Raw genomic sequence first — 25,117 nt, 5'->3', positions numbered from 1 at the left:
TAATTTCCTCATTTAAAATCAGTAAGTTTTGAAAAAGATTAGTTATATTATATCAGTACTTATTCTTGTTTGGGGGTGTGCAAACGAGATTCGCGAAATAAAAAAGGAAAATCCCTTATTTAGTGAAGAAGGAAGTGTCGCTATGCAAAAATCGACAGGGATAATCGACTTGGAATCCATCGGAATCTTCAATCCGACCAAGGTGATCCGGAAAGATTCCTTACTTATCGTGTTGAATCAAAATGGAGTGAACAAACTGTCCATCTATAAATTGGACGGAACCAAGCTGTTCTCCTTTTTACCGACTGGAACAGGAGCCGCGGAAGGACTCTATTTCTTAACCATGAACATGGATTCGGACGGTATGTTAACGGCCTATGATTTCGGAAACGATAAATTAGTGGAACTGGATATCAACCAAAGGGATGAACCCGGGTTCGGACCGACATTCACGTCGCTTTCCTCTACCCCGAAGCACTTGAGTGTTGCCAAAAAAGGTTCGCTCATATTATCCACAGGCATATTTTCGGAAGGACGTTATTGCCTGACCCACGACAATCATTCCGACTACTTTTTAAGTTACCCGGAAACACCGGGGAAGGAGAATATAAGCGACTCCTTAAAAAGTATGTTATTTGCCAGCAATATTACCAAACTAAAACCCGACGGTTCCAAATTCGTATGTGCAAACATGCAAAGCGGTATCATAGATATCGGTATGATCCACGATAATTCGACCATTACCCGGATTTCCGAACAAAATCTATATGCCCCTAAAGCCACGCTCTCGTCACAAAAATCTAAACCTGTCGTTTACTCTATCGACAATTTATTCGGATTTTGTGATATCGAAGTGACGGATGATTACATATACGCTTTGTATTCCGGAAGGAGTTACCGAAACTTTAAGAACATGGTGGGTTATGGAGAAAAGATCATTGTATTCGATTGGGAAGGAAACCACGTGAAAACCTATCAATTATCCATACCCTTCACCAACATTTCTTACAATAAAGAAGAACATGCCATATACGGTTTAACCAATACGCCTAAATCTTTATTAGTAAAATATGCATTGGAATAGATCATTTATACTAATGATTTCGATCACGCTAATCCTCTCCGGTTGCTATTCGAAAGAGGATCAGACCAAGAAAGTGGTACAGGAATGGTACGGAAAGACCGTTACGATTCCCTCTTCCCTGAAACCTAAGGTAGAAGGAAGAGATACCACGATCTCCCAGACCGAAATATTAGATAAAGACTATAACGTTCTTACTTTTGTTGATACGACCGGATGCACGGAATGCAATATGCGACTGTATGACTGGCGTTTACTCATAGAAGAGGTAAAACAACACGGCAAAGAGATTAATTTCATCTTCGTGATTCATTCATCTAATTTTGATGAAATCTCTGCTTTTGCGGTTAAGAATAAATTCAATTACCCGTTGTTTTACGATTATGACAATTCATTCGCTAAAGCAAACAAGAATTTGCCGTCACAACCTGAATTTCAATCTTTTTTATTGGATAAAAACGGAAAAGTCATATTGGTCGGTAATCCGGTAAAGAATAAATCTTTGTGGAGACTATATAAGAAACAAATGGAAATTTATGATAAAAGCGATTCATAAGTGGAGCACATATGCCATTTTTTTGATTTTCTTTCTATTGACGGCTACCATGCTGATTATAGATACAAAAATCATTCATGGTGTTTCCGTGGCCAAGCAATTCTGGTTTTTTACCTTTTTGCCGGCTGCTGGAATAATCGCTTGTATACTCACTTTACGTAAATCTTTCTATTTTGCATGGAATCATATCACCAACTTAAATATGATTACAATGACTGTAGCGATTACAGGCATATATCTTTCAACCAACACACATGAAGTGATGAAAACAGGAACTCTCCTGTTAGTAATCACTTCTTATTTCTATTTTCTTGCTTTTTTCCAATTAAATAAAACGGCCGATATAACTTTTCATTTCATGTTAATCGCCTTGGCTTTTATTGAAGTCATTTGGGGATACTGTCAATTATACTCCTATTTACCCAGCCAGAATTCCCGGTTCAGCATTACTGGATCTTTTAATAATCCGGGGCCATATGCAGCTTTTCTGGCCATCGTTATACCGTTTAGTTTATATTGGACCATTCGATTAGCCCAAAAATTGATAACCATCGTTCAACAAAAGGGTAGAACGGTAACGGCGGAAGCGGATAATGAGATAGCAACGATTGCCCTTTTACTTTTTCTATCGGGTTCCACACTTATTGGAATCATAACCATTCTTCCAGCCACCATGGCCCGGAGTGCATGGTTTGCCGGCATGGCAGGTTCCGGTATTATTCTCTTTTATCTTTTCAAACTAAAAGAAAAACTACATAAAATACATCAACAACATCCCAAAGGTTATCTAACCTTATTGATAAGTTTCATCCTAGTGCTTTCTATTGCCTGTTATGGAATCTACAGGCTGAAAAAAGATTCCGCCGACGGTCGGTTACTGGTGTGGAAGATATCACTTTCTTCATTAAAAGAACACCCGTTAACCGGTGTCGGCATTGGAAATTTTCCAGCAGCATACGGGGAAGCACAAACAAATTATTTTATGCAAGGAGATTTCACTCCAAGGGAAAAATTACTTGCAGACATTCCCGAATACGGGTTTAATGAATTCTTACAGATTGCCGTAGAAGGGGGTATAATCGGTATTGCTCTTTTTTTAATTTTGCTCTGTTCCACTTTATGGTACGGACTGCGTAACATCCGACACAACCCGCACATGGTAGCCCCGGTAGCTGCTTTTATTGCCTTTGGTATTGTGTCGTTGTTTTCTTATCCATTAAGCACGTTGGCACTTGCGATACTTTTTCCCCTCCTTCTCGCACTCTGTAACACGTCACAAGTCCAGAATCCATCCCGAGGGAAGATGCATCCTATTTTTATCTATCTTTTACTTTTAGGAATAAATATCGGAATTATCTATCCGAAATATCAGATGCGACAGGCTTATACCCAATGGGCTCAAGCTCAAAAATATTACGATATGAAAATTTTTGCCACAGCCGCAGAGTCCTACGGAGCCCTATATCAGACTTTAAAGATCCATCCCGACTTTTTATTTGAATACGGGGACGCTTTATCAAAGACAGGACATTTCGACAAGGGAAACCAAATTTTATCGGAAGCGGCACAAGGTATGGCCGATCCTATGATCTTTAACCTGATCGGTAAAAACTATCAGGCCCAAAAACAATTTCATCAGGCGGAATACTATTTTCTTAAAGCACACTACTTAGTTCCGAACAGGTTGTATCCTCTTTTTTTATTAGCCTATTTATACCAAGAGATGGAGTTACCGGAAAAAGCATTGCAAACAGCCCGGCAGGTAATTAATGCAGAAGTAAAAATAAACTCCACGGCAACGAAGGAAATTAAGTTTAAAATGAAAGAATTAGCAGAAAATATACAAGAATCTTCTTTTTTAAATGGTGTTTCACACCAGTAATGAGCAATTCTTGCTCGTACACCAACACACACCTTTGAATTTCAGGGAAAGAGCAGCCAGAGGGCACTCTTTCCCTCTCTCCTTCCTCCGGTAGAATTTGCTTCGTTGTGATTATTCTCTATCTTTGCGAAAAATCTGACGCTAAAATACCACCTATATGAAATACGTTCGTCTACTGATTTTTACTGTACTCGTTTCTATCTGTGCAAATACTTCTGCACAAATCAAACGCGAATTTCGGGGAGCCTGGATACAAACCGTTCACCAAAACGAATACAGTCGAATGAGTATCGATGAAATGAAAGCCGACTTCATCCGAAAACTCAATTTCCTCCAAAAATGCGGTTTCAATGCCATCATTTTTCAAATAAGACCGGAAGCTGATGCCTGGTACCCTTCCGAATTGGAACCATGGAGTCGTTTTTGTACCGGAATACAAGGTAAAGCTCCAGAACCCTTTTTTGATCCCACGGCCTTTCTTATCGAAGAGTGCCATAAACGGAATATGGAATTCCATGCCTGGTTAAATCCTTTCCGGGCCAGTACATCGGGAAATACGACTTTCGCGGAATCTCACGTCTACCACCAACATCCGGAATGGTTTGTAACCTACAATAAGCAGATTCTCTTCGATCCGGGAATACCGGAATGTCGGAAATTTATCTGTGAGGTGGTAAAAGATATCGTACAACGCTACGATATCGATGCCATTCATATGGATGATTACTTCTATCCCTACCCGGTAAACGGTCTACCTTTCCCCGATGAAAACAGTTTTCAAACCTATGGAATCCCTAAAGGATATTCACAGGAAAACAAAGATGATTGGAGGAGAGAAAACGTAAACAGGCTCATACAAACACTAAAACATACCATTGCTTCTACGAAATCCTGGGTACGCTTCGGTATTAGCCCTTTCGGTATTTACAGAAATAAAAAAAATACGCCGGATGGCAGCGGAAGTAATACAAACGGTCTGCAAAACTACGATAACCTGTACGCGGACATTACCCTCTGGGTTAAAAAGAAGTGGATCGATTACAATATACCTCAAATCTATTGGGAAATAGGGCATCCGGCTGCCGATTACACCACGTTAGCTCAATGGTGGGACAAGCATGCACATAACGTTCATCTCTATATCGGTCAGGACGTGGCCCGCTCCATGAAAGCCGGGGATCTAACCCGCAAAATGAAAATCGAACATTCTCTACGCCACGTCAAAGGACATTGTTTTTGGCCAGCTAACGAAATATTATGGAATAACAACGGGATCGCCGATAGCCTGCAACAAAACTATCATCGTTATCCGGCCCTCATCCCGGCCTACACGCATATGTACGATCATCACCCTAAAAAAATATGCAACCTGAAAGCTGAAAAAACGCCACAGGGTTACACGTTAAAATGGAAAGTCAAAGGAGAGCGGGAAAATCCGCAGGATGCTCAATATTTTGTGATTTACCGTTTCAAGCGGGGAGAAAAGATCGATTTGGACAATCCGTCGAAGATCATGGCATTCACCCGCTATACAGAGTGTTATTTACCAACCGATACCAAGAATACGAAATACCGTTTCGTTATTACCTCCGTTGACCGTTTTCACAACGAGTCAAAGGGGAAAAAAATTACGATTAAACATTAAACAGGTCGTTTACCCGAGCGGCATTCCCTTCCGAATAATAATACCTAAAGAACAACTTGTTTCTGTTTGTTCTCGTATATTCCCTGCCGATACGATAATTACAATCCGCTTGTAATTATCGTATAAAAATCGAGAATAAACTTTTTACGTTTAATATTGTCTTATATTCAGCAAACATAAATGTTTAATTTAAAACGAAACAAGTATGAAAACAGTAACATTTATTATTTCCGCCCTTTTGATGTGTTTTAGTTTCAGCATAGAAGCACAGAATCATCATGAAGAACACCAGGGTCAACAACACCACCAACGTGGACCGAGAGAAAGGATGAATCTCGAGCAGATGATTCAGAAAAGGGTCGCTCAATTGAAGACCGAGCTAAAATTAGATGAAAAACAAGAAAAACAAGTTTCAGAACTATTCACTACCGATTTTAAAAAAAGAGGCGAAATCTTCCAAAAGTATCGCAATAACCAGGATTCTTTAATGTTCTACAATCAAAAATTGGAAAAAGAACAAAACGCATCCATGAAAAAGATATTAACCGAAGAGCAATACAAAACCTATATCACCAACCTGGAAAAGAAAAAGCAGGAAATGGAAAAACGCCGTAAAGAAATGATGGACAGGCGCAATAACAATAGAGAGGGAGCACCCGAGGTTCGCGAAGAGCAATCGCAATGCTGCGGTAAATGCAACTAATATATACCAAACGGATGATCTTTCCCGATCATCCGTTCTATTTTCACTTCCGGCTATCCAAAATTTTGGTCGCTATATCCATATACCGGTACACATCCTTTGTAGTTTCCCTTACACGCTTCTCGTCCTTTTTATGTCCCAACCGAACGACTATGGCATTTTTTTCAGGAATGGCTATGACGTATTGTCCTAACATTCCCCTGAAGTAAGGATTTTGCATTCCTTTATAATCCATGATCCAAATCTGAAAACCATAATAATCCAATGAATCTTTCCCCCATTCGTCTTTCAAATAGGAAGCCGGGGTAGTCGCCTCCCGCATATAGGCTTCGGAGATCAACTGCTTCCCGTTCCAATTTCCGTCATGCATCATTAAGCGAGCAAATCGAGCCATCTCCCGGGCCGTAGCATGAAAACAACAAAATGCTTTTTCATCCCCCTCTTTCTTGTCTAACAACCAATAAGCATCCCGACAAGCCTGCATCGGCTTCCATAGTTTTTCTTCCGCGTACGCACTAACGGTCTTTCCGGTTGCTTTCTCTATGACAAAAGCCAATATCTGTGTATCACCGCTACGATAAGAGAATTGTCTTCCAGGTTCATCGACCGCTTTCAAGTTGGTGACCAATTTATACAAATCGTTTCCGTAATACCCATGAGTCGTAACGGAAAAAAGGGAACTATACGATTCGTCCCAACTCAACCCACCACTCATTGTCAATAGATGACGAATTGTAATCTTCGCCCTCTCGTCCTTTCCGAATTCAGGTATATATTTCGCTACCGGATCATCCAAACTTCCGATCTTCCCTTCATCCAAAGCGGCTCCGATCAGAAGCCCTACGATACTTTTAGTAGCAGAGAAAATATTAGACGTTAACGTATCGTTCCAACCGTCTCTATACTCCTCATATACGATACTATCATTCTGAATAACAAGAAAAGAAACCGTTTTATATTGATCCAAATAAGCATCGTCCTCCTTCTCCAATTGATAGTCGTTGTAATCATGAGCCGCCATCCACTCCCAACAACTATCCGGCTTCATCACGGTATGTTTCTCAAACAAAGACAAATCGTCAATATCCGGAAACCAATGAATCAAAGCCTGTTGAGCATAATAAGGCAGACAAAAATAGACCACAGATAGAACGACTAATACTCCTATAACGATTTTATATATTCTTTTCATAGTCCATGATTTTAAATTTATTGACCAAATGATTTTAGGATCGGCTAACTCTTGAATCGAGTTCAATTTCACCATCTTTCGATCACTTTATAATCTATCCCTTTTTTACTTTGGCTACTACCTTTCTTATTTTTCCTTTTCCGATACAAGGAGCATGGGCATCTCCCGGGAAGAATATCACAAACTCTCCGGCCTGTAACGGAAAATAGAAAGAAGGTCTGTCCTGATAAAACATAAAATCACCTTCAACCTCATAAGCTGTTTTTATGTTTTGCAGATCTTCCTTAGCCTTCCATCCATAAATTTCCCCGCCTGACAAGGGAAGTTGTATATCGATATAAGACTCGTGACGCTCCAAAAAAGCCTCTTCTTTCTCTTTTCCATCTACCTCATCCACCTTTATGTAAGCGTCATCTCCTGCAATATCGATACGTCCCAAAGGCATAATGGCCATATCATGAGTCTTTATATAATCGAACACAGCTTTAAAATACGGGTTCAGATTTTCTATACTACTACTATTCAAAATTTTATCTATAATCATTGCATTTCATTTATTTCAGACAAAGATAACAAATTGTTTTCATTCCTGTCTCGAAAGAAATTTCAACTCCCGATTTCCAACTTTCAATTAGTTATCGTACCTTTGCCCTCAATTAAATGATTAAATAAATGGAGCATAGAGCAGGTTTTGTCAACATATTGGGGAATCCCAACGTAGGAAAATCAACCTTAATGAATCGGTTGGTCGGAGAAAAATTATCTATCATCACCTCCAAATCACAAACGACCAGGCATAGGATCAAAGGAATCGTGAACGGAGATGATTATCAAATCGTATTTTCCGATACACCGGGTGTTGTCAAACCCAGCTATAAAATGCAAGAATACATGCTTGATTTTTCCAAATCGGCAATCATTGATGCAGACATCATCCTTTATGTTACTGATGTCGTTGAAGATTTCGAAAAAAATGCAGACTTTATTGAAAAGGTAAAGCAAAGCCCATCCCCGATTCTGTTGGTCATCAATAAAATAGATTTAACCACATCCGACAAATTAGACGCTTTATTCGACAGGTGGAAGCAAATCTTACCTCAGGCTGAAATATTTCCACTTTCAGCCACGGAAAATTTCAACGTGGACAATCTATACAAACGGATACTGGAGCTCTTGCCCGTCGGTGAGCCTTACTTCAATAAAGAAGATTTAACCGATATGCCTGCTCGTTTTTTCGTTACCGAGATTATACGGGAAAAGATCCTTTTAAATTACGACAAAGAAGTACCTTATTCCGTGGAAGTCGTCGTGGAGGAATTCAAAGAAGAAGCGAAACGAATTAATATTATGGCTGTCATTAACGTGGAACGCGATTCGCAAAAAGGAATAATTATCGGACATCAGGGGGCCTCTCTAAAAAAAGTAGGTACAGAAGCCCGTTTGGATATAGAGGCTTTTTTTGGCAAAAAAGTATTCCTCAATCTCTACGTAAAAGTGTTGAAAGATTGGAGAAACAAGGAAAAAGATTTGAAGAATTTTGGGTACAAACAAGCCTAAAAACAAACATATTTTGATTATGTGATTAACGGAATGAATGATTTGATGAAGGATATGAAATAAAAATCTCGATGGAGTAATAATTTTTTCACCAAATGCCTGTAATCCAAATCCGTCACGGAATTACTTAATCGCTTAATCTAAAATTTACAATTAATTCATATGAGTAATATAGTAGCAATCGTAGGACGACCGAATGTAGGAAAATCAACCCTTTTCAATCGATTGGTTGGAAAAAGAAAAGCCATTGTAAATGAAGAGAGTGGAGTAACCCGCGACCGCAATTACGGAAAATCAGACTGGATCGGTAAAGAATTTTCCGTTATCGATACCGGCGGTTATGTATCCAACAGTTCGGATATATTTGAAGAAGAGATTAACAAACAGGTAATATTGGCTTTAGACGAGGCAGATGTTATCCTTTTCGTATGTGATGTGGAACTGGGAATCACCGATTTGGATCAAAGTTTTGCCAAACTGTTAAGGAAAGTAGACAAACCGACCTATCTCGTTGTCAATAAAGTGGATAATGGAGAACGCTTATACGATGCCCATGAGTTCTATAAACTGGGAATAGGAGAAGAGTTATTCCCGATTTCTTCCGCCAGCGGTTCAGGGACGGGCGACCTGTTAGATAAAGTGGTCTCACATTTTTCCGATAATACCATTGAAGAAACAGAACATCTTCCCAAAATAGCGATCGTAGGACGGCCGAACGTGGGAAAATCATCTACCATCAATGCCTTGATAGGTGAAGAACGTAATATTGTGACCGACGTAGCCGGAACAACAAGAGATACGTTAACCACCCGTTACAATCGTTTCGGGCATGACTTTCTATTGATCGACACGGCAGGGTTACGGAAAAGAACCAAGGTAAATGAAGACGTCGAATTTTATTCCGTTATGCGTTCCGTAAGAGCGATAGAAGATTCGGATATATGTATGTTACTCATTGATGCGACCAGAGGCATGGAATCCCAAGATTTAAACATCTTCCATCTGATCGAACGAAACCAGAAAGGAGTTGTTATTCTCGTCAACAAATGGGATCTTGTAGAAAAAGATAACAAAACCCTTATCAATTTCGAAAAAGAGTTAAGGATGAGAATAGCCCCCTTCAATGACGTACAAATCATTTTTACTTCGGCATTGACGAAACAACGTTTATTAAAGGCTCTGGAAGCGGCAATCGAAACGTATAAGAACCGTTCTCAAAAAATAAAAACGTCGGAATTGAATAACGTGATGCTGGAAGAGATAGAAAACTTCCCTCCTCCCAGTATGAAAGGTAAATATGTTCGTATAAAATACATCACACAATTACCGACCGCAACTCCTTCGTTTGCTTTCTACTGCAATCTTCCACAATACGTGAAAGAGCCGTATAAAAGATTTTTGGAAAACAAAATTCGCGAACATTGGAAATTCACAGGGGTACCCATTCAAATTTTCATGCGCAAAAAATAGATAAAAAAAGTCAGGATGTAGATCCTGACTTTTTTAATTACAGGTTACAAATTAAAAATTTCCAATCCATTAATGACTCAATCCTTTCATCTAAAATCGCCAATTTAAAATTATTACTATCTTTATGGCGTTTAAAAAGAAAAAAATGGCTGAAACGATTACACACGAAGGAGTTGTTATTGCAGTTAACGATTCCCATATCACGGTTTCTATCCAGAGTCAGTCTGCCTGCGCTGCCTGCCATGCCAAAGGAGCTTGCGGTTTATCGGAAGTAACCCACAAAAATATCACGGCTGAAAAACCCGGTACTCCCGTAGCGATCGGAGATAAAGTGATTGTGATGGCCAGTACCGGAAGTGCCTTATACTCCGTACTGTTTGCTTACTTGCTTCCTTCCGTGGTCATAATAGCTATTTTGGCACTACTTATCTCTTCCGGAATAAAAGAAACATGGGCTGCCCTATTTACACTTTTAACAATTACCATCTATTTTATAATCATATACTTCTTTAGGAATAGGTTTGCTCAAAAGATAAAATTCAAGGTGAAAATAGAATAAACATGAAAAAATTAATAACTTTACGAGCGCTATAACTGTAACGAGGAGACAAAACGAAAAACCTTATGATTACTACTACTATTATTTACACTATTATCTCTTTATGTGTCATTGGAATTGCAGCAGCTGTAATCCTTTATCTGGTGGCACAAAAATTCAAAGTTGAAGAGGATCCCAGAATCGATATCGTGGAAAGTATACTACCGGGAGCGAATTGCGGAGGTTGTGGAAAACCGGGATGTCGGGGATTTGCAGAAGCGACCGTAAAGGCGACTTCCCTGGACGGACTCTTTTGTCCGGTAGGAGGTGCAGAAACAATGGCAAAAGTAGCCGCAGCCTTAGGCATGGAAGCAAGTGCACAAACTCCGCAAATTGCCGTTGTGAGATGCAACGGTATTTGTGAAAACCGGAAACGTACAAGCCGGTATGACGGTTACTCTTCTTGTGCCATTGAACACTCGCTTTACCGGGGAGAAACGGATTGCACGTACGGTTGTTTAGGATGCGGCGATTGCGTAAAAGCCTGTTCATTCGATGCTATTCACATGGATTCTAACGAACTACCTGTTGTTTCCGACGAAAAATGTGTCGCATGCGGTGCCTGCGTGAAAGCTTGTCCCCGCGGTATTATTGAGTTGCGAAACAAGGGACCGAAAGACCGTAGAGTATTCGTATGCTGCGTGAACAAAGATAAAGGTGGCGTCGCCCGCAAAGCTTGTATGGCTGCTTGTATCGGTTGTGGAAAATGTGTAAAAGAGTGTCCTTTTGAAGCGATCACATTAGAAAATAATCTTGCTTACATCGATTTCCGGAAATGTAAATTATGTCGGAAGTGTGTTAGTGTTTGTCCGACGGGTGCCATTCATGAAGTGAATTTCCCGCCTCGGAAAATAACCGAACCCAGCGAGACGATCGCCACGAACAAAGAAGCGTAGAGTTTAAAATACCTACTGAATCCGAAAACCTAAAATTGAAAACCGTGTTGAAGACATTTAAATTAGGAGGTGTACATCCACCCGAAAATAAATTATCATCACAAGGGGAAATTATTACTTTGCCAATCCCCGAACAAGTGATTATCCCGCTTTCACAACATATCGGAGCTCCAGCTACCCCGGTCGTAAAAAAAGGCGATCAGGTGAAAGTCGGACAACTTATTGCTCAGGCCACCGGATTTATTTCCGCCAACATCCATAGTTCCGTTTCCGGGACTGTCGCCAACATAGAACCTGTAATAGATAGCAGCGGGTATCCCAAACCCGCCATTATTATAAAGGTAGAAGGTGACGAATGGGAAGAAGGAATTTTACGGGAGCCCATAAACAAACGGCCGGACGAATTTACCAAAGAAGAGATCATATCGGCCATTCAAAGTGCGGGTGTCGTCGGAATGGGAGGAGCAACATTTCCCACTCAAGTAAAATTATCTCCTCCACCGGGAAATACGGCAGAAGTTTTAATTATCAACGGTGTAGAATGTGAACCGTACCTGACAGCCGATCATCGGTTGATGCTGGAACACGGGGCCGAATTGATCGTCGGGATAGAATTATTGATGAAAGCCCTTCATGTCCAAAAAGCAATCATAGGCATTGAAAATAACAAATCGGATGCTATTCAAGCTCTCCGGCAAGAAGCTCGCAAATCAAAAGGGATTGAAGTATATCCGCTACAAATAAAATATCCGCAAGGCGGAGAAAAACAATTAATCCAGGCCACGACAGGGAAATATGTTCCCTCGGGTGCTCTTCCGATTGCAGTCGGAGCCGTTGTGCAAAACGTGGGAACAGTATATGCCGTATACGAAGCCGTTATGAAGCATAAACCCTTGTTCGAAAGAGTAGTTACGGTAACGGGAAAATCATTAAAAGAACCGGGAAATTACCTCTGCCGGATCGGTACTCCCATCATAAGGTTAATCGAAGCTGCAGGTGGTCTTCCCGAAGACACGGGAAAAGTCATCGGTGGTGGTCCCATGATGGGTAAAGCATTAACGACTACAGACATCGCTATCACGAAAGGTTCCAGCGGCATTTTACTGCTGAATCAACAGGAAGCCAATCGAACATCTTCCCGTAATTGCATCCGGTGTGCCAAATGTGTTAGTGTCTGTCCGATGGGATTAGAGCCTTACCTATTGATGTCCCTAAGTGAACGAAACAGAACGGAGGCATTAGAAACAGAACGAATCATGGACTGTATAGAATGTGGCTCATGTAGCTTCACCTGTCCGGCCAACAGGCCTCTTTTGGATGTTATACGCTTGGGAAAGGCAAGAACAGGCCAAATGATTCGATCACGTAAATCATAAATCTTAAATTAAAATTCACTTATGAGTAATTTAATCATATCTCCTTCACCTCACATCCACAGCAGGGATTCGATAGAAAAAAACATGTATGGCGTGCTGATTGCCCTTATTCCGGCATTTATCTGTGCCATCGTATTCTTCGGCTTGGGAGCTATCACCGTGACCCTGACTTCCGTGATTGCTTGTCTCGTCTTTGAATATCTGATTCAAAAATACATATTAAAACAACAACCGACCATCTGGGACGGATCGGCTATTATCACCGGCGTTCTATTGGCATTCAACCTGCCTTCATCACTTCCGATATGGATCGTGATCATCGGTGCCTTAGTGGCCATCGGAGTTGGAAAAATGAGCTTCGGTGGTTTAGGAAACAACATCTTTAATCCTGCCCTCGTGGGACGAGTATTTCTGTTGATCTCTTTTCCGGTTCAAATGACAACATGGCCTATTCCTCAAGGTTTCTCGACAACAGACGCTTTAACGGGTGCTACTCCGTTAGCTATTGCCAAGGGAGCTTTCAAGACAGGACAGCCCATATCCGACGCTTTGTCCGCAGCCGGATTTTCAAACGGAGATTTAGTTTTAGGAAACATAGGAGGTAGTCTCGGTGAAGTAGCCGCACTTGCCTTACTTTTAGGTTTTGCTTATATGCTTATCCGTAAGATCATTACTTGGCATATCCCTGTAACGATCTTTGCTACCGTTATTATTTTCTCTGGTATTTTACATTTAGCGAGTCCGGACCAGTTTGCGGGTCCTATATTCCACCTCTTTACCGGGGGTATGATGTTGGGAGCCATTTTTATGGCAACAGATTACGTCACCTCACCCATGTCCCCTAAAGGAATGTTTATTTATGGCGTGGGTATCGGGTTATTAACTGTCATCATCAGGAATTTTGGAGCCTATCCGGAAGGGATGTCATTCGCCATTCTGATCATGAATGGTTTCACCCCGTTGATCAACAGATACTGTAAACCGATGAGATTCGCATAACAATAACGACGATTGTTGATTGGAATCGTAAATTCCAATTTGCAAACTATAAATAAAAAAACTATGGGAAAGAAATTAGAGTCAACCTTTAAAAATATGGTATTAGTGTTATTCGCCATAACCCTAATCTCGTCGGCTGCCGTTGGATTTGTCAATACATTTACTTCAGGGCTGATCGACAAAGCCAAACTGGAAAAACAGGTAACAGCGATCCGGAATGTCGTAGCAGGATTCGACAACGACCCGATGGCCGAAGCATGGACAGAAAAGACTCCCGACGGAGGCGAATTGGTGTTTTATCCGGCCAAAAAAGCGGGTGAACTTGTCGGTACGGCAATAAAAACGTACACCAACAACGGTTTCGGCGGGAAAATATGGCTGATGGTCGGTTTTAACCCGGACGGAACCATTCACAACTATTCTGTACTCGAACATAAAGAGACTCCGGGACTGGGTTCTAAAATGGATATTTGGTTTACCCAGGGAGGAAAAGGAAACGTGATCGGGAAAAACCCGGGAAAAACCGGATTAAAAGTAACGAAAGACGGCGGAGACGTGGATGCGATCACAGCAGCAACCATCTCTTCACGCGCATTTCTGGATGCAATAAACCGGGCTGCAGCCGCTCTAAACGGTTCGGACACACAATCGGGAGCAACCCAGCAAATAAAGTGAGAATTAACAAATTTAACGACTGCACACAGTCGCCAATATAAAATAAACTGAACCTATGAACAATTGGCAAAATTTCACCAAAGGTTTCTTCAAAGAAAATCCGACCTTCGTTCTATTGCTCGGAATGTGTCCCACATTGGGAGTAACGACATCGGCAGTCAACGGGTTGGGAATGGGATTAGCAACGGCATTTGTGCTGACCCTGTCAAACCTTGTGATCTCATTAGTATCAAACCTGATCCCCGATAAAATCCGGATACCGGGTTTCATCGTGATCATTGCAGCATTCGTTACCGTGGTAGACATGTGTATGGCTGCTTATACACCGGCTCTGCATGAATCGTTGGGATTATTTATTCCTTTAATCGTGGTGAACTGTATCGTATTGGGACGAGCCGAATCCTTTGCTTCGAAAAATAAGGCTATTCCTTCCATTCTGGACGGATTAGGCATCGGATTAGGATTTGCCATGGCATTAACTATTTTAGGAGGTATCCGGGAAATCCTCGGAAGTGGTAAGTTATTCAATATAACATTGTATAGTGAACATTACGGAATGCTTATTTTCGTCTTAGCCCCGGGAGCATTCATCGCTTTAGGCTATTTAATTGCTCTGATCAACAGGATCAGGAAGACGAATTAAAGATGATATGACAAGAACCTAAAATCTAAAACTATAATGGAATATATATTTATATTTATCGCGGCAGTATTTGTTAACAACATCGTGTTGGCTCAGTTCTTGGGAATATGTCCTTTTTTAGGAGTTTCCAAAAGTGTCCCTACCGCACTCGGCATGACCGGAGCCGTTACCTTCGTAATGATTTTGGCCACATTAGTTACGTTTATCGTACAAAAAACAGTACTCGATCCGCTGCAAATCGGTTTTATGCAAACGATCACCTTTATCCTGATCATTGCAGCCCTCGTACAAATGGTCGAAATTATTCTGAAAAAAGTAAGTCCGGCCCTGTATCAGGCTTTAGGAGTATTCCTGCCATTAATTACGACAAACTGTGCCGTTCTCGGAGTAGCTATCATGGTTATTCAAAAAGATTACAATCTGCTGCAATCGGTCGTATTTGCAGCCTCTACGGCCCTGGGTTTCGGATTAGCCCTAACCATATTCGCCGGTATTCGGGAACAATTGGAACTGGTAAATATTCCGAAAGGAATGCAAGGACCTGCTATCGCAATACTGACGGCCGGATTATTAGCCATGGCCTTTATGGGATTTTCCGGTATCGTGTGATCTCGGAATCACCCCATAGAAATAGTCTGGAAGTAAATTCCAGACTATTTTTATGATCACCAACCTTATCCTCTCTGCAAAAAATCAAGCATATAATCTGCTCTCTCCCGGACGGGTAAAAAAGGAACCGATATAACCGTATATCCTAATGCTTTATAGGCTCTTTCCATCTCCTCACAGGTTTTTCTTGCCAATTCGAAACTCTGTTTTCGTTCCTCATCGATACAATATATTTCTTCCCATGGAGAAAATAAAAACACTTTGTTATTATACTGGTAGTAAGAAACAGCATTCCTCAATTCATTCCGTATATCCAAACCCGTTAAACGATTATATCCCAATACATCCGGAATTCCCCGATCGAAAAAACAAGGTTCCCCTATCTTTTCGTGATTCTCAAAATCCCGGATTGAATGCCGTAACATTAATTCCGAATATTCTCGGATATTTTTCCAGGGTAAAGCATCTCCTCCACAAGCAACCTGCTCACGGATAATACTCCGGCCGACCTCTGCTACCGTAACTATTCCTCTGGCCCGGAGCTCCTGCAAAACAGTTGTTTTTCCCGCCCCGGGACCTCCTGTTATAATGAAGAAATTAGGCTTATACATTTTTACTCTGTGATTGAAAGATTTAATGACCAAATGATTAAAGCAAATGAAAAAACATCTACACGATTGACAGCCCCCTCCCCCGCTGGATTTACCCCGGTTGCCACGACAGAAATGAAACGAAATGCCGGAATTAAAAGATCAAGCGATTGGAAATGATCATAGAATCACTTCATCATTTTTTCATAATCAAAGCCTACAAAATCAGATATCACCCGGTCGGTTCGCTTCTCTATTTCCTCTTGAGGATTGGTTGTCGCTACTCCGATCACCTTCATACCCGCCCTCTTTCCGGCTTCCAAGCCTGCAAAAGAATCTTCGAATACAAAACAAAACTCCGGCTCGACGCCCAATTCTTCTGCTCCTAACAGATAACATTCCGGATCAGGCTTAGAGCGGGTAATCTTATCGGCAGTAATCTTCACTTGAAAATACCCGGCTAATTCTGGATGAACACGATACACGTATCCCATTTTCTTTTCATTGGAACTGGTTACTAAAGCCATCGGAATTCTACGACGCTTAAGATCTTTTATAAAATCCAGGGCTCCAGGAATATAAGGATACTCCATACAAGACTCCAAAGTATCCAGTCGTTGCAAAATCCCCTGTTCTTTTTGAGGGTCATTTCCAAAAAACTCCGCTATGATTCTTTGTAAAGTAAAGCCTTTGATCTTCCGATGAAGGGATGGCACATCGGGCCGATATCGTTTCCCCTCTTCCTCCCAAAAAACATCGTATGCCTTTTCCGTATCTAAAACAACACCATCCAAATCAAATAACACAGCCCATTTCCTTGTTCTTTCCATACCTCCTTTAATTGCAACTCAAAAATAGAAAAAAACTCCGAACAGACAATTCCTCTTTAACAGAAACAAACCGAAAAGAATTTTGGTCGGTAACGTATAACTTCCTATTTTTGTATGCCGTTTTACCAGAGAGAATCTATCATTCAATAGAAAAAATATGCAGAAGCATTTGAAACATCCCATTTTTCACCTATTATCGGAAATTGCAACTCAAAAAGGAAGTGAGATATATGTTATCGGCGGATACGTACGGGATCTGATTCTGCGAAGACCCTCCAAAGATATCGACATTGTTGTATTAGGAAACGGCATTGAATTAGCCGAAACAGCGGCACAACGACTCGGTAATCTGCACGTCTCCATATTCAAAAACTTCGGAACTGCCATGTTCCGCTATAAAGGCGTAGAGATTGAGTTTGTCGGAGCCCGGAAGGAATCCTACCATTTCGATTCACGAAAACCCGTCGTAAAACAAGGTACTCTCGATGATGACCAGAAACGCAGGGATTTTACAATCAATGCACTCGCTATCTCCCTGAATGTCTCCAACTACGGAGAACTGATTGATCCTTTCGGCGGTCTGCAACACATCGAAGAACAAATCATAAAAACACCTCTTGATCCGCTCATCACTTTTTCCGACGATCCGTTGCGAATGATGCGGGCCGTAAGATTTGCTTCCCAATTAGGATTTTCTATTGCACCGGAAACTTTTGAAGGGATAAAAGCCAACAACGAACGATTAAAAATCGTTTCAAAGGAAAGAATCATAGACGAATTCAACAAGATCATGCTTTCTCCCAAGCCATCGATAGGGATTCGATTGCTGGAAGAAGCCGGGCTATTAAACCTTTTCTTTCCCGAATTGACAGCATTAAAAGGAATTGAAATCGTCGAGGGTATCGGTCATAAAGATAATTTTTATCATACATTGACTGTTTTAGATTCCGTCGCCAACAATTCAAACGATCTTTGGCTAAGATGGGCCGCACTATTACATGATATAGCCAAACCGATTACCAAAAAATTCATTACCGGACAAGGTTGGACTTTCTACGGCCACAATCATATCGGAGAACGTATGGTAGCCAAAATATTCAACCGGCTAAAATTACCCCAGAATGAAAAAATGAAATATGTCCAGAAATTAGTCTCTTTACATATGCGCCCCATTGTTCTTTCCGAAGATATTGTAACGGATTCTGCTGTTAGACGTCTACTATTCGACGCGGGAGACGATATCGATGATCTGATGTGCTTGGCTGAAGCAGATATCACTTCAAAAAATGAAGAAAAAGTAAAACGTTTTTTAGAAAACTTCCGGATCGTTCGCCAAAAGCTGAAAGAGGTAGAAGAAAAAGATGCCATACGAAATTTTCAACCCCCCATCAGCGGAGAAGAAATTATCGCCACCTTTAATTTACCTCCTTGCCGTCTGATCGGAGACATAAAGAATGCCATCAAAGAAGCAATCCTTGATGGCATTATAGGAAATAACTCCCAAGAAGCCAGAGAATATATGTTTAAAGTGGCCGAGAAATTAGGAATTTATTTTAAAAAATAAGCGATCTGTTTTGCCCTTGTTCCCGAGCATATTTTTACCGGAGAAGTAGGTACATCATTGTATGGAATAAATTCCAATGCTTGTACCAAAGCGTATTCCTCGTCGTCCGTACTAAAAATTTCCAAACTCAAATTAGACTGATTGGTCCGGTTGAGTACTTGCAAATCGTCGAACTTATCTTCTTCCAGAATCTGGTACAACTTGGAAGATTGGTTGGGAGACAGGTACACCTTGTGTTTTTTTAATACTTTTCCTGTCGGACTATAGATATAATTTTCTTTCTTCACGAGAAAAGCCACTACACCCCACCCGATAATTCCCAAACCGATCATAATCGCTACCGAAGAGAGAATATCATTCTCTGCGGCATTAATATGAGTAGAACCAAAATACAAAACAGCGGCTCCAACGATCAATAGGCCTAAAGGTTTTACCGGTGATTTTTTTTTCTTTACAATTTTACCTTCATCTACTTTTAATATAATATCTCCAATATAATCAAACTTTTCCATAGTATAAAAATTAAATAATGATTCTTTTTTCCAGAAAATTGAATACAATCATTTCTGGGATAATAACTCAATTAGCCTTTAGCCTAAGAATAAATATATTCTTGCAAAAGCCCGAATAGGCACAAAAACACCCACACGTTCAAGAATCATACAATAATTTCACGTAAAGCAAAGACATAATATCCAGCGTCTTGCTTTAGTGCAAAGGAATCTTTATAAAAATGTTCGACATTTTTAAAATAAGAAGGAAATACACATCTACGTTCTTCTACCCCAAAAGAAAAATTACTCTTGGGAAGATAACGAAAAGTCGGAAAAGAATTCAGTACCTCATGGACCGAATTTACAGGTACCGCATTCGCATTCAAAGCGGTCAGAAGTGCTAACTGATGGAAAGCCTCTTCTTCATTTGAAACAATCTTTTCCTGTTTATCGGTCGTAACGACACAAATGGAAGAATCTATCTGTTGAACCAGATAAATAACTACCACAAATAGTAAAACAGTATATTTCAAAAAGGCCTTCATCGTATTGCTTAGTATCACAAAGTTAGCAAATCGTTACGATATTCCATACAATAAATAAAAAAAATTAGGCTGACATTTCTTGTCAGCCTAAAAATCTCTTATTGTACTTATTTATTTAGCCGGTTCAACCTCCCGACCTTTTATAATTTCCACGATATGTTCATTATTGATAATCATCATACCATGGCGGTCATTGGTAATACCTTCCTGTAACGTATAGGTATAAGTCGGAATAGAGCCTTTCATAATGGTCGGGAAGAATACAAATTCCAAGTTGGAACAATGTTCCCGCAATGTCTGTCCGGCCTCTATAATGTGGGTTGATATAATAAAAGAACAATTCCGATTCTCGGCAAAAGCTTCTGTCACGGCAACGGTAGCATCATAAGCATCTTTCACGTTGGTTCCTTTAAACAACTCGTCAAAAATAATGACCAGATTTTTACCCAAACTCACCTCTTCTGCCACATGCTTTACGCGAAGCACTTCGGCGTAGAAATGGCTATATCCCATATTCAAGTTATCAGCCACATTAATGGAAGTATACATACCGTCCTGAACCGAAAACTCCATGCGTTCGGCCGCAACGGGAAATCCCATATGAGCCAAATAAATAGCGATACTGAATGATTTCATGAATGTAGATTTTCCAGCCATATTGGCACCTGTCAGAAAAATCACATTGTGTTCATGATCGATATGTACCGAATTGGCAACAGCGCCTATCAATTGAGGGTGGTATACCTTCGTTATCGTTATATCATTCTTATCCTCTACCATTTGATTTGCCTTCGCGTAAACGAACTTCTTCTCTCTGGCAATCCGGGAAACCGTGATATACACATCATACTCATAAATAATTTGCATCATCCTCTTAATCTTCTCCCGGCAAGTATACCGTAAAAGATGATCATATCTGGCCACCTTCGCCAAAGAGAGACGAGCCACACCCCGGTTGTTAAGTGCCCAAGCCATTCTTTTATCGTGAAGGATACCATCCATCTCCTCGATCGTTTTCCAGTAAGGAGAGGATGCTCCCCCTTTAGCCAGTTTCTGGTTAAAATCGTTTATCAGATTCAAAAATTCGATCGAAGCAATGATTCCATTATATATCATTTCGAACTCCTTATCCGACCCGATGTAATTCAATAATTTCCTACGGCAGGTATTCATTGCTGCCACAACGGGATTTGCATGCCCTAAATTACTCAAGTAATGGTCCACCACATCGAATAACTCGTTTTCGATAGGGAACTCCACATTTTGTTCCTGAAAATAACGGAATATACTGCTCCGCGTATTGATAGCCTCAGCATCACTCAAAGGATTTTGGAACATATATTCCAACAGTTGTCCCCCGCCACGGGTACAAGTATGATTAAACACGTTAAATATAGAGTTATTCTTATATTTACCGAGCATGTTAAGGTCATCCAAAGTCTGTTTGTCTACGGTAAAGCTCATGATCAATTAGATTTAGCGTTGTTGGTTTTCTTTCTACTTTTTATTATCTCAATGATATGTTCATTATTGATAATCATCATACCATGACGGTCATTGGTAATACCTGAAGCCAGTTTATACGTGTAAACCGGCATACTTCCCTGCATAACCGTAGGAAGATAGGCAAAATTAATATTGTCACAAAGCCCGCGTAATGTCTCTCCAGCCTCAATAATATGAGTCGAAATAATGAAAGTACAGTTTCGATTGGCCGCAAAAGCCTCCGTCACGGCAACAGTCGCATCATAAGCATCTTTTACGTTAGTACCGCGGAATAACTCATCGAAGACAACAATCAGGTTCTGTGAACGGCTGACACTTTCGGCCACTTTTTTTACCCGGAGAACCTCAGCGTAGAAATGGCTGTATCCCATGTTCAGGTTATCCGGCAAGTTGATTGTCGTATACATTCCGTTCTGCACGGAAAATTCCATGCTTTCGGCCGGGATAGGGAATCCCATATGGGCCAAAAATATACAAACACCAAAAGTCTTCATAAAAGTCGACTTCCCGGCCATATTGGCTCCCGTTAAAAAGATCACGTTACTATTGTGATCAACATGTAAAGTATTCGGTGTCGGATTTTTCAATTGAGGATGATACATCCCGTCAATTTTCAATACATTTTGATCGGGTGGTAAAGCTTTCGCGAAAACAAAACCTCGTTTAATAGCAACCTGAGCGATAGAAATATACACATCCATATTATAGACGTAGTAAAGTAATTTCTTTATTTTATCCCGAGCGGCATAACGTAAAATATGATCATAATCAGCCGTTTTAGCGTAAGCTATTTTTTTCACGCCCTTCTCTTTATACGCCCAAGCAAATTCCTCATCAAGGATGATCTTATTCATTTCCACCACTTCTTCTTTATAAGAATCGACAGCATTTACAGCATCGATCTGAATAAAAAAGTCATGCAAGCAATTAATAATTTCAACGGAGGCCAAAATACCTTTATGCAATAATTCATATTCGGTATCCGTCCCCATATAACTACGGAATTTCCGCTGTAAAGTGTTATTCTCAGCCACAATTTTAGTACGACTATCCGTATTGCTCAGGTAATGTTCTATCGTATCGAATATTTCGCTCCGAAACGGGAACTCCACGTTCTTTTCCTGAAAATATTTGATTATCGTACTCCTTTTATTGATTTTATCCACGTCAGATAGCGGATAAAGAAACATTTCCTCCAACACCAAAGCCCCTCCCCTCGTCCGAGTGGTGTTGAACAAACTGTAAATCGAATTCCCTCTGTGCTGTTTTCCGAAAATGTTGAGGTCATCCAGGGTTTGCTTGTCAATTGTAAAACTCATAATTTGTTTTTTTCATCGTTTATTTTAGGTCAGTATTCCGAACCGTCGTAACGGTTCAGAATACATCGTAATCTATTTATTATCTTCCTCTTCTACGGATCCAGATCAATATGGCAAATATAGCTAATATTCCCGGGAATACCCCCATAAATCCAATCTTAGAAACATACATTCCGGTCTCTCCCAAGTAAACCTTATTATCGGGCATAGGCGGACGACGTACGTCGATAGGTACCTCATTATCCGACATCCAGAAGAATCCCCCCATAACAATCGTATAATTGGATGCTCTGACCGTCTTTCTTCCGATACTGATCTCCCCGTTACTGATACAATCAGCGTCTCCAAATATAATAATTTTTTGTTCTTTTTCTCCAACTTTCCGAGCTAAAGCTAAACCGGTCACATATGATTTTTGAACCTCTCCCTTTTCCGGGTTATATTTTACCGTGTCGTCAAGGAAATTCGTGGTTTGTAATTCATTCCATACCAAGGAATCCGTTTTAAACAGAGGAGTCATAGTAAATCCTTTTCCTTCCGTATATTCCAAACCGGAAACGCTAGGCATCGTTGCCTTATATTCGTAGCTAAGCATGTCATCAAAAGCGTAAGAGAGTTCCCCCGCTTCCTTCGTCGGATCCGTAATAATAAAATCAGGCAGGAAGTTTTCACTCGGTTTTACTAACGTACCCGGCACAAATTGCACACCGAATTGTTCTACCAACGGATTCATAATATCCCGACGTTTCGGCTCTCCCAGAATCAACAAGTTTCCACCTTTGGCAATATAGTTATCCAAATACGCTTTTTCTTCTGCCGTCATCGGGTTCCTCATCTCGGCAATAACCAAAATGGATACATCTTCCGGTATGTCCTTATCCAGCACCACGTCACAGAAATCAAATCCTTGATTAATCAACGAATAACGGAAAGGTTTTTCCTGAGCAAAGCGGTTATAATCCCGATCTCCCTCACGTTTATTGTCCCGCTCTCCATGACCCGTCAGGAAACCTACTTTCGGCAATTTCATTACCAAACGTTTCAAAGCGGCTGTAATTTCCGTTTCACCCGGGAAACGTCTCATATCATCATAAACACGAAGGAAGGTCTTTTGTCCATTCTCCCGCTCCAGCAATCGAACAAATCTATTTCCTTCCGGGAACAGATCAATTTGTTGACGAATCTGCTCCGGAGTGATAAATAGGTTAGAATCCAATCCCCATGAATTACAGATTTTTATCATACGCTCCCGATCCGAAAGGCCCGGATAACGTTTCTCCAAATCAGGATTATTTACCGTATCGTAATAGTAAACGTATTCCATTTTAATTTCCGGTTTGAATCGGGTATATTGCTTAAACCGTTCCAAATCCTGATTCACGTAACGAGGAGTCGCATACCATATAGAACCGTCCTCCAAAGCATTCGTGTAAGTCGTGATGGTCAACCCTCCTTCCAAGTGTTTTACCACCTCCTGGCTATTCGGAGTTAAAGTTCTCACTTTGGTCCGGGTTGCATCGTAAAACGCCATTAATGTTGGACGAGAGGTCAAATACCCCAAAATCATGGCGATACAGACAACACTCACGTATTTACCCATACTGACAGCCCATGGTGTTTTCTGACGACAAGCCTGTAAACGAATGATCGCCAACGAGAGGAACAAAGCAATTACGATAATAAAATACAAGAAATCCTCACTACAAATCAAACCGCTAATAAATTCGTCACAACGTCCGGAGATTGACAACCAATAAGTAATATCACGAACAAAAGCAACATCCTGCCACATACCTCCCACGAAGTTCAATACGGCCAACACAGCCAATGTACCCATAGCGGCAACCACTTGATAAGAGGTCAAACTGGACATAAAAAGTCCGACTGCCGCATAGGCACAGATCAAAAGATAGAGCCCGAGCAATCCGGAAAGAATAGCCGGAAAATCCAACATCTTAACCGTAAAGGCAGTAAAAAGAACATAAATCATCAACACCCCTATCAAAACCAAAGCATAGATCATCATGGAAAGGTATTTTCCTAAAATGATCTGGACATTGGTCACCGGTGAAGAATAGAGTAATTTTATGGAACCGCTGCCCAACTCCCGGCTCATCAGACTCATGGTTAACAAGGGAATGTAAAGATAAAGGTATTGTTGTACGATAGGAAATAATCCCCCCCAAGGAGAAGTATACACACCTAAGGTAACGCCTCTCAAACTATAACCCAAAGATTGACTTCTCACCATGCCTCCCATCGCGTCGGCAAATGCCATACTGGATTGAAAAGTAAAAATTATAAGAATTAGCCAGGCTATCGGTGAGAAAAATAAAGTTTGTAATTCGGTCCTGGCTATATTATATATCGTCTTCATTGTCTATTTC

At 40.6% G+C, this 25,117-nt stretch carries 24 protein-coding genes; 15 read left to right on the top strand and 9 right to left on the bottom strand.

What is annotated here, in order from left to right:
• Window positions 1-28: 28 nt before the first annotated feature.
• The 5 genes from QZR76_RS08335 to QZR76_RS08315 all read left to right on the top strand — a co-directional run bounded on the left by QZR76_RS08335 (window position 29) and on the right by QZR76_RS08315 (window position 5,867).
• Window positions 29-1,084 (top strand): BF3164 family lipoprotein, encoded by a 1,056-nt coding sequence (locus QZR76_RS08335; RefSeq protein WP_294142158.1) that lies wholly within the window; start codon window positions 29-31, stop codon window positions 1,082-1,084.
• Window positions 1,071-1,637: a redoxin domain-containing protein gene (locus tag QZR76_RS08330; RefSeq protein WP_294142155.1), complete on the top strand. Its 567-nt coding sequence runs from the start codon at window positions 1,071-1,073 to the stop codon at window positions 1,635-1,637. Before QZR76_RS08335 ends, QZR76_RS08330 begins: the two co-directional genes overlap by 14 nt.
• Window positions 1,618-3,519 (top strand): O-antigen ligase family protein, encoded by a 1,902-nt coding sequence (locus QZR76_RS08325; protein ID WP_294142153.1) that lies wholly within the window; start codon window positions 1,618-1,620, stop codon window positions 3,517-3,519. Before QZR76_RS08330 ends, QZR76_RS08325 begins: the two co-directional genes overlap by 20 nt.
• A gap of 157 nt (window positions 3,520-3,676) precedes the next feature.
• Window positions 3,677-5,164: a family 10 glycosylhydrolase gene (locus QZR76_RS08320; protein ID WP_294142151.1), complete on the top strand. Its 1,488-nt coding sequence runs from the start codon at window positions 3,677-3,679 to the stop codon at window positions 5,162-5,164.
• A gap of 205 nt (window positions 5,165-5,369) precedes the next feature.
• Complete coding sequence (locus tag QZR76_RS08315) at window positions 5,370-5,867, top strand: hypothetical protein (protein ID WP_294142149.1); 498 nt, start codon at window positions 5,370-5,372, stop codon at window positions 5,865-5,867.
• 43 nt (window positions 5,868-5,910) lie between these two features.
• Here the strand turns inward: QZR76_RS08315 and QZR76_RS08310 are convergent, their stop codons facing one another.
• A complete protein-coding gene (locus QZR76_RS08310) occupies window positions 5,911-7,059 on the bottom strand; it encodes a serine hydrolase (RefSeq protein WP_294142147.1) in 1,149 nt (382 codons plus the stop codon).
• A gap of 94 nt (window positions 7,060-7,153) precedes the next feature.
• A complete protein-coding gene (locus QZR76_RS08305) occupies window positions 7,154-7,603 on the bottom strand; it encodes a YhcH/YjgK/YiaL family protein (protein WP_294142145.1) in 450 nt (149 codons plus the stop codon).
• A 128-nt stretch (window positions 7,604-7,731) separates the two neighbouring features.
• Here QZR76_RS08305 and era point away from each other — a divergent pair, with 128 nt between their 5' ends.
• The 9 genes from era (at window position 7,732) to QZR76_RS08260 (ending at window position 15,882) form a co-directional block, all read left to right on the top strand.
• The gene (gene era, locus QZR76_RS08300) at window positions 7,732-8,616 is read left to right on the top strand and encodes a GTPase Era (protein ID WP_294142143.1); all 885 of its coding nucleotides are present in this window, start codon (window positions 7,732-7,734) and stop codon (window positions 8,614-8,616) included.
• A 162-nt stretch (window positions 8,617-8,778) separates the two neighbouring features.
• Window positions 8,779-10,086, top strand: a complete 1,308-nt coding sequence (der, locus tag QZR76_RS08295) for a ribosome biogenesis GTPase Der (protein WP_294142142.1) — start codon at window positions 8,779-8,781, stop codon at window positions 10,084-10,086.
• Window positions 10,087-10,231: 145 nt separating this feature from the next.
• Entirely contained in the window at window positions 10,232-10,645 is a 414-nt protein-coding gene (locus QZR76_RS08290; RefSeq protein WP_294142141.1) for a SoxR reducing system RseC family protein, read from the top strand.
• 65 nt (window positions 10,646-10,710) lie between these two features.
• Window positions 10,711-11,580, top strand: a complete 870-nt coding sequence (locus tag QZR76_RS08285) for a Fe-S cluster domain-containing protein (RefSeq protein ID WP_294142139.1) — start codon at window positions 10,711-10,713, stop codon at window positions 11,578-11,580.
• Window positions 11,581-11,624: 44 nt separating this feature from the next.
• Complete coding sequence (gene rsxC, locus QZR76_RS08280; protein ID WP_294142137.1) at window positions 11,625-12,956, top strand: electron transport complex subunit RsxC; 1,332 nt, start codon at window positions 11,625-11,627, stop codon at window positions 12,954-12,956.
• Between the two features lie 21 nt (window positions 12,957-12,977).
• Window positions 12,978-13,955 (top strand): RnfABCDGE type electron transport complex subunit D, encoded by a 978-nt coding sequence (locus tag QZR76_RS08275; RefSeq protein ID WP_294142136.1) that lies wholly within the window; start codon window positions 12,978-12,980, stop codon window positions 13,953-13,955.
• A gap of 63 nt (window positions 13,956-14,018) precedes the next feature.
• Window positions 14,019-14,630: an RnfABCDGE type electron transport complex subunit G gene (locus tag QZR76_RS08270; protein WP_294142135.1), complete on the top strand. Its 612-nt coding sequence runs from the start codon at window positions 14,019-14,021 to the stop codon at window positions 14,628-14,630.
• A 55-nt stretch (window positions 14,631-14,685) separates the two neighbouring features.
• Window positions 14,686-15,273 carry an electron transport complex subunit E gene (locus QZR76_RS08265; RefSeq protein ID WP_294142134.1) on the top strand — a complete coding sequence of 196 codons (588 nt, stop codon included), beginning with the start codon at window positions 14,686-14,688 and terminating at the stop codon, window positions 15,271-15,273.
• Between the two features lie 36 nt (window positions 15,274-15,309).
• The gene (locus QZR76_RS08260; RefSeq protein WP_059025533.1) at window positions 15,310-15,882 is read left to right on the top strand and encodes an electron transport complex protein RnfA; all 573 of its coding nucleotides are present in this window, start codon (window positions 15,310-15,312) and stop codon (window positions 15,880-15,882) included.
• A gap of 65 nt (window positions 15,883-15,947) precedes the next feature.
• On the opposite strand, the gene QZR76_RS08255 is transcribed toward QZR76_RS08260, so the two are convergent.
• Both QZR76_RS08255 and QZR76_RS08250 read right to left on the bottom strand, forming a co-directional pair.
• Window positions 15,948-16,493 carry an AAA family ATPase gene (locus tag QZR76_RS08255; protein WP_294142133.1) on the bottom strand — a complete coding sequence of 182 codons (546 nt, stop codon included), beginning with the start codon at window positions 16,491-16,493 and terminating at the stop codon, window positions 15,948-15,950.
• Between the two features lie 167 nt (window positions 16,494-16,660).
• Window positions 16,661-17,302: an HAD family phosphatase gene (locus QZR76_RS08250; RefSeq protein WP_294142132.1), complete on the bottom strand. Its 642-nt coding sequence runs from the start codon at window positions 17,300-17,302 to the stop codon at window positions 16,661-16,663.
• A 157-nt stretch (window positions 17,303-17,459) separates the two neighbouring features.
• Between QZR76_RS08250 and QZR76_RS08245 the strand changes: the two genes are divergently transcribed.
• A complete protein-coding gene (locus QZR76_RS08245) occupies window positions 17,460-18,866 on the top strand; it encodes an HD domain-containing protein (RefSeq protein ID WP_294142131.1) in 1,407 nt (468 codons plus the stop codon).
• Here the strand turns inward: QZR76_RS08245 and QZR76_RS08240 are convergent.
• The 5 genes from QZR76_RS08240 to QZR76_RS08220 all read right to left on the bottom strand — a co-directional run bounded on the left by QZR76_RS08240 (window position 18,851) and on the right by QZR76_RS08220 (window position 25,107).
• Window positions 18,851-19,378, bottom strand: coding sequence for a hypothetical protein (locus QZR76_RS08240; RefSeq protein ID WP_294142130.1), 528 nt, complete (start codon window positions 19,376-19,378; stop codon window positions 18,851-18,853). The genes QZR76_RS08245 and QZR76_RS08240 overlap by 16 nt on opposite strands.
• Window positions 19,379-19,524: 146 nt before the next feature.
• Window positions 19,525-19,905, bottom strand: a complete 381-nt coding sequence (locus QZR76_RS08235; protein WP_294142129.1) for a hypothetical protein — start codon at window positions 19,903-19,905, stop codon at window positions 19,525-19,527.
• 111 nt (window positions 19,906-20,016) lie between these two features.
• On the bottom strand, window positions 20,017-21,369 hold the full coding sequence (locus tag QZR76_RS08230; protein WP_294142128.1) for a DNA mismatch repair protein: 1,353 nt from the start codon (window positions 21,367-21,369) through the stop codon (window positions 20,017-20,019).
• A 2-nt stretch (window positions 21,370-21,371) separates the two neighbouring features.
• The gene (locus QZR76_RS08225) at window positions 21,372-22,730 is read right to left on the bottom strand and encodes a DNA mismatch repair protein (RefSeq protein WP_294142127.1); all 1,359 of its coding nucleotides are present in this window, start codon (window positions 22,728-22,730) and stop codon (window positions 21,372-21,374) included.
• Window positions 22,731-22,809: 79 nt separating this feature from the next.
• Window positions 22,810-25,107 (bottom strand): Gldg family protein, encoded by a 2,298-nt coding sequence (locus tag QZR76_RS08220; RefSeq protein WP_294142126.1) that lies wholly within the window; start codon window positions 25,105-25,107, stop codon window positions 22,810-22,812.
• Between the last annotated feature and the right edge of the window lie 10 nt (window positions 25,108-25,117).

The sequence above is a fragment of the uncultured Sanguibacteroides sp. genome, from assembly GCF_900543425.1.
Taxonomy (GTDB): Bacteria; Bacteroidota; Bacteroidia; order Bacteroidales; family Marinifilaceae; genus Gabonibacter.
The sequence above is the reverse complement of the archived record's forward strand: the minus strand, read 5'-3'. Positions and strand labels throughout refer to the sequence as shown.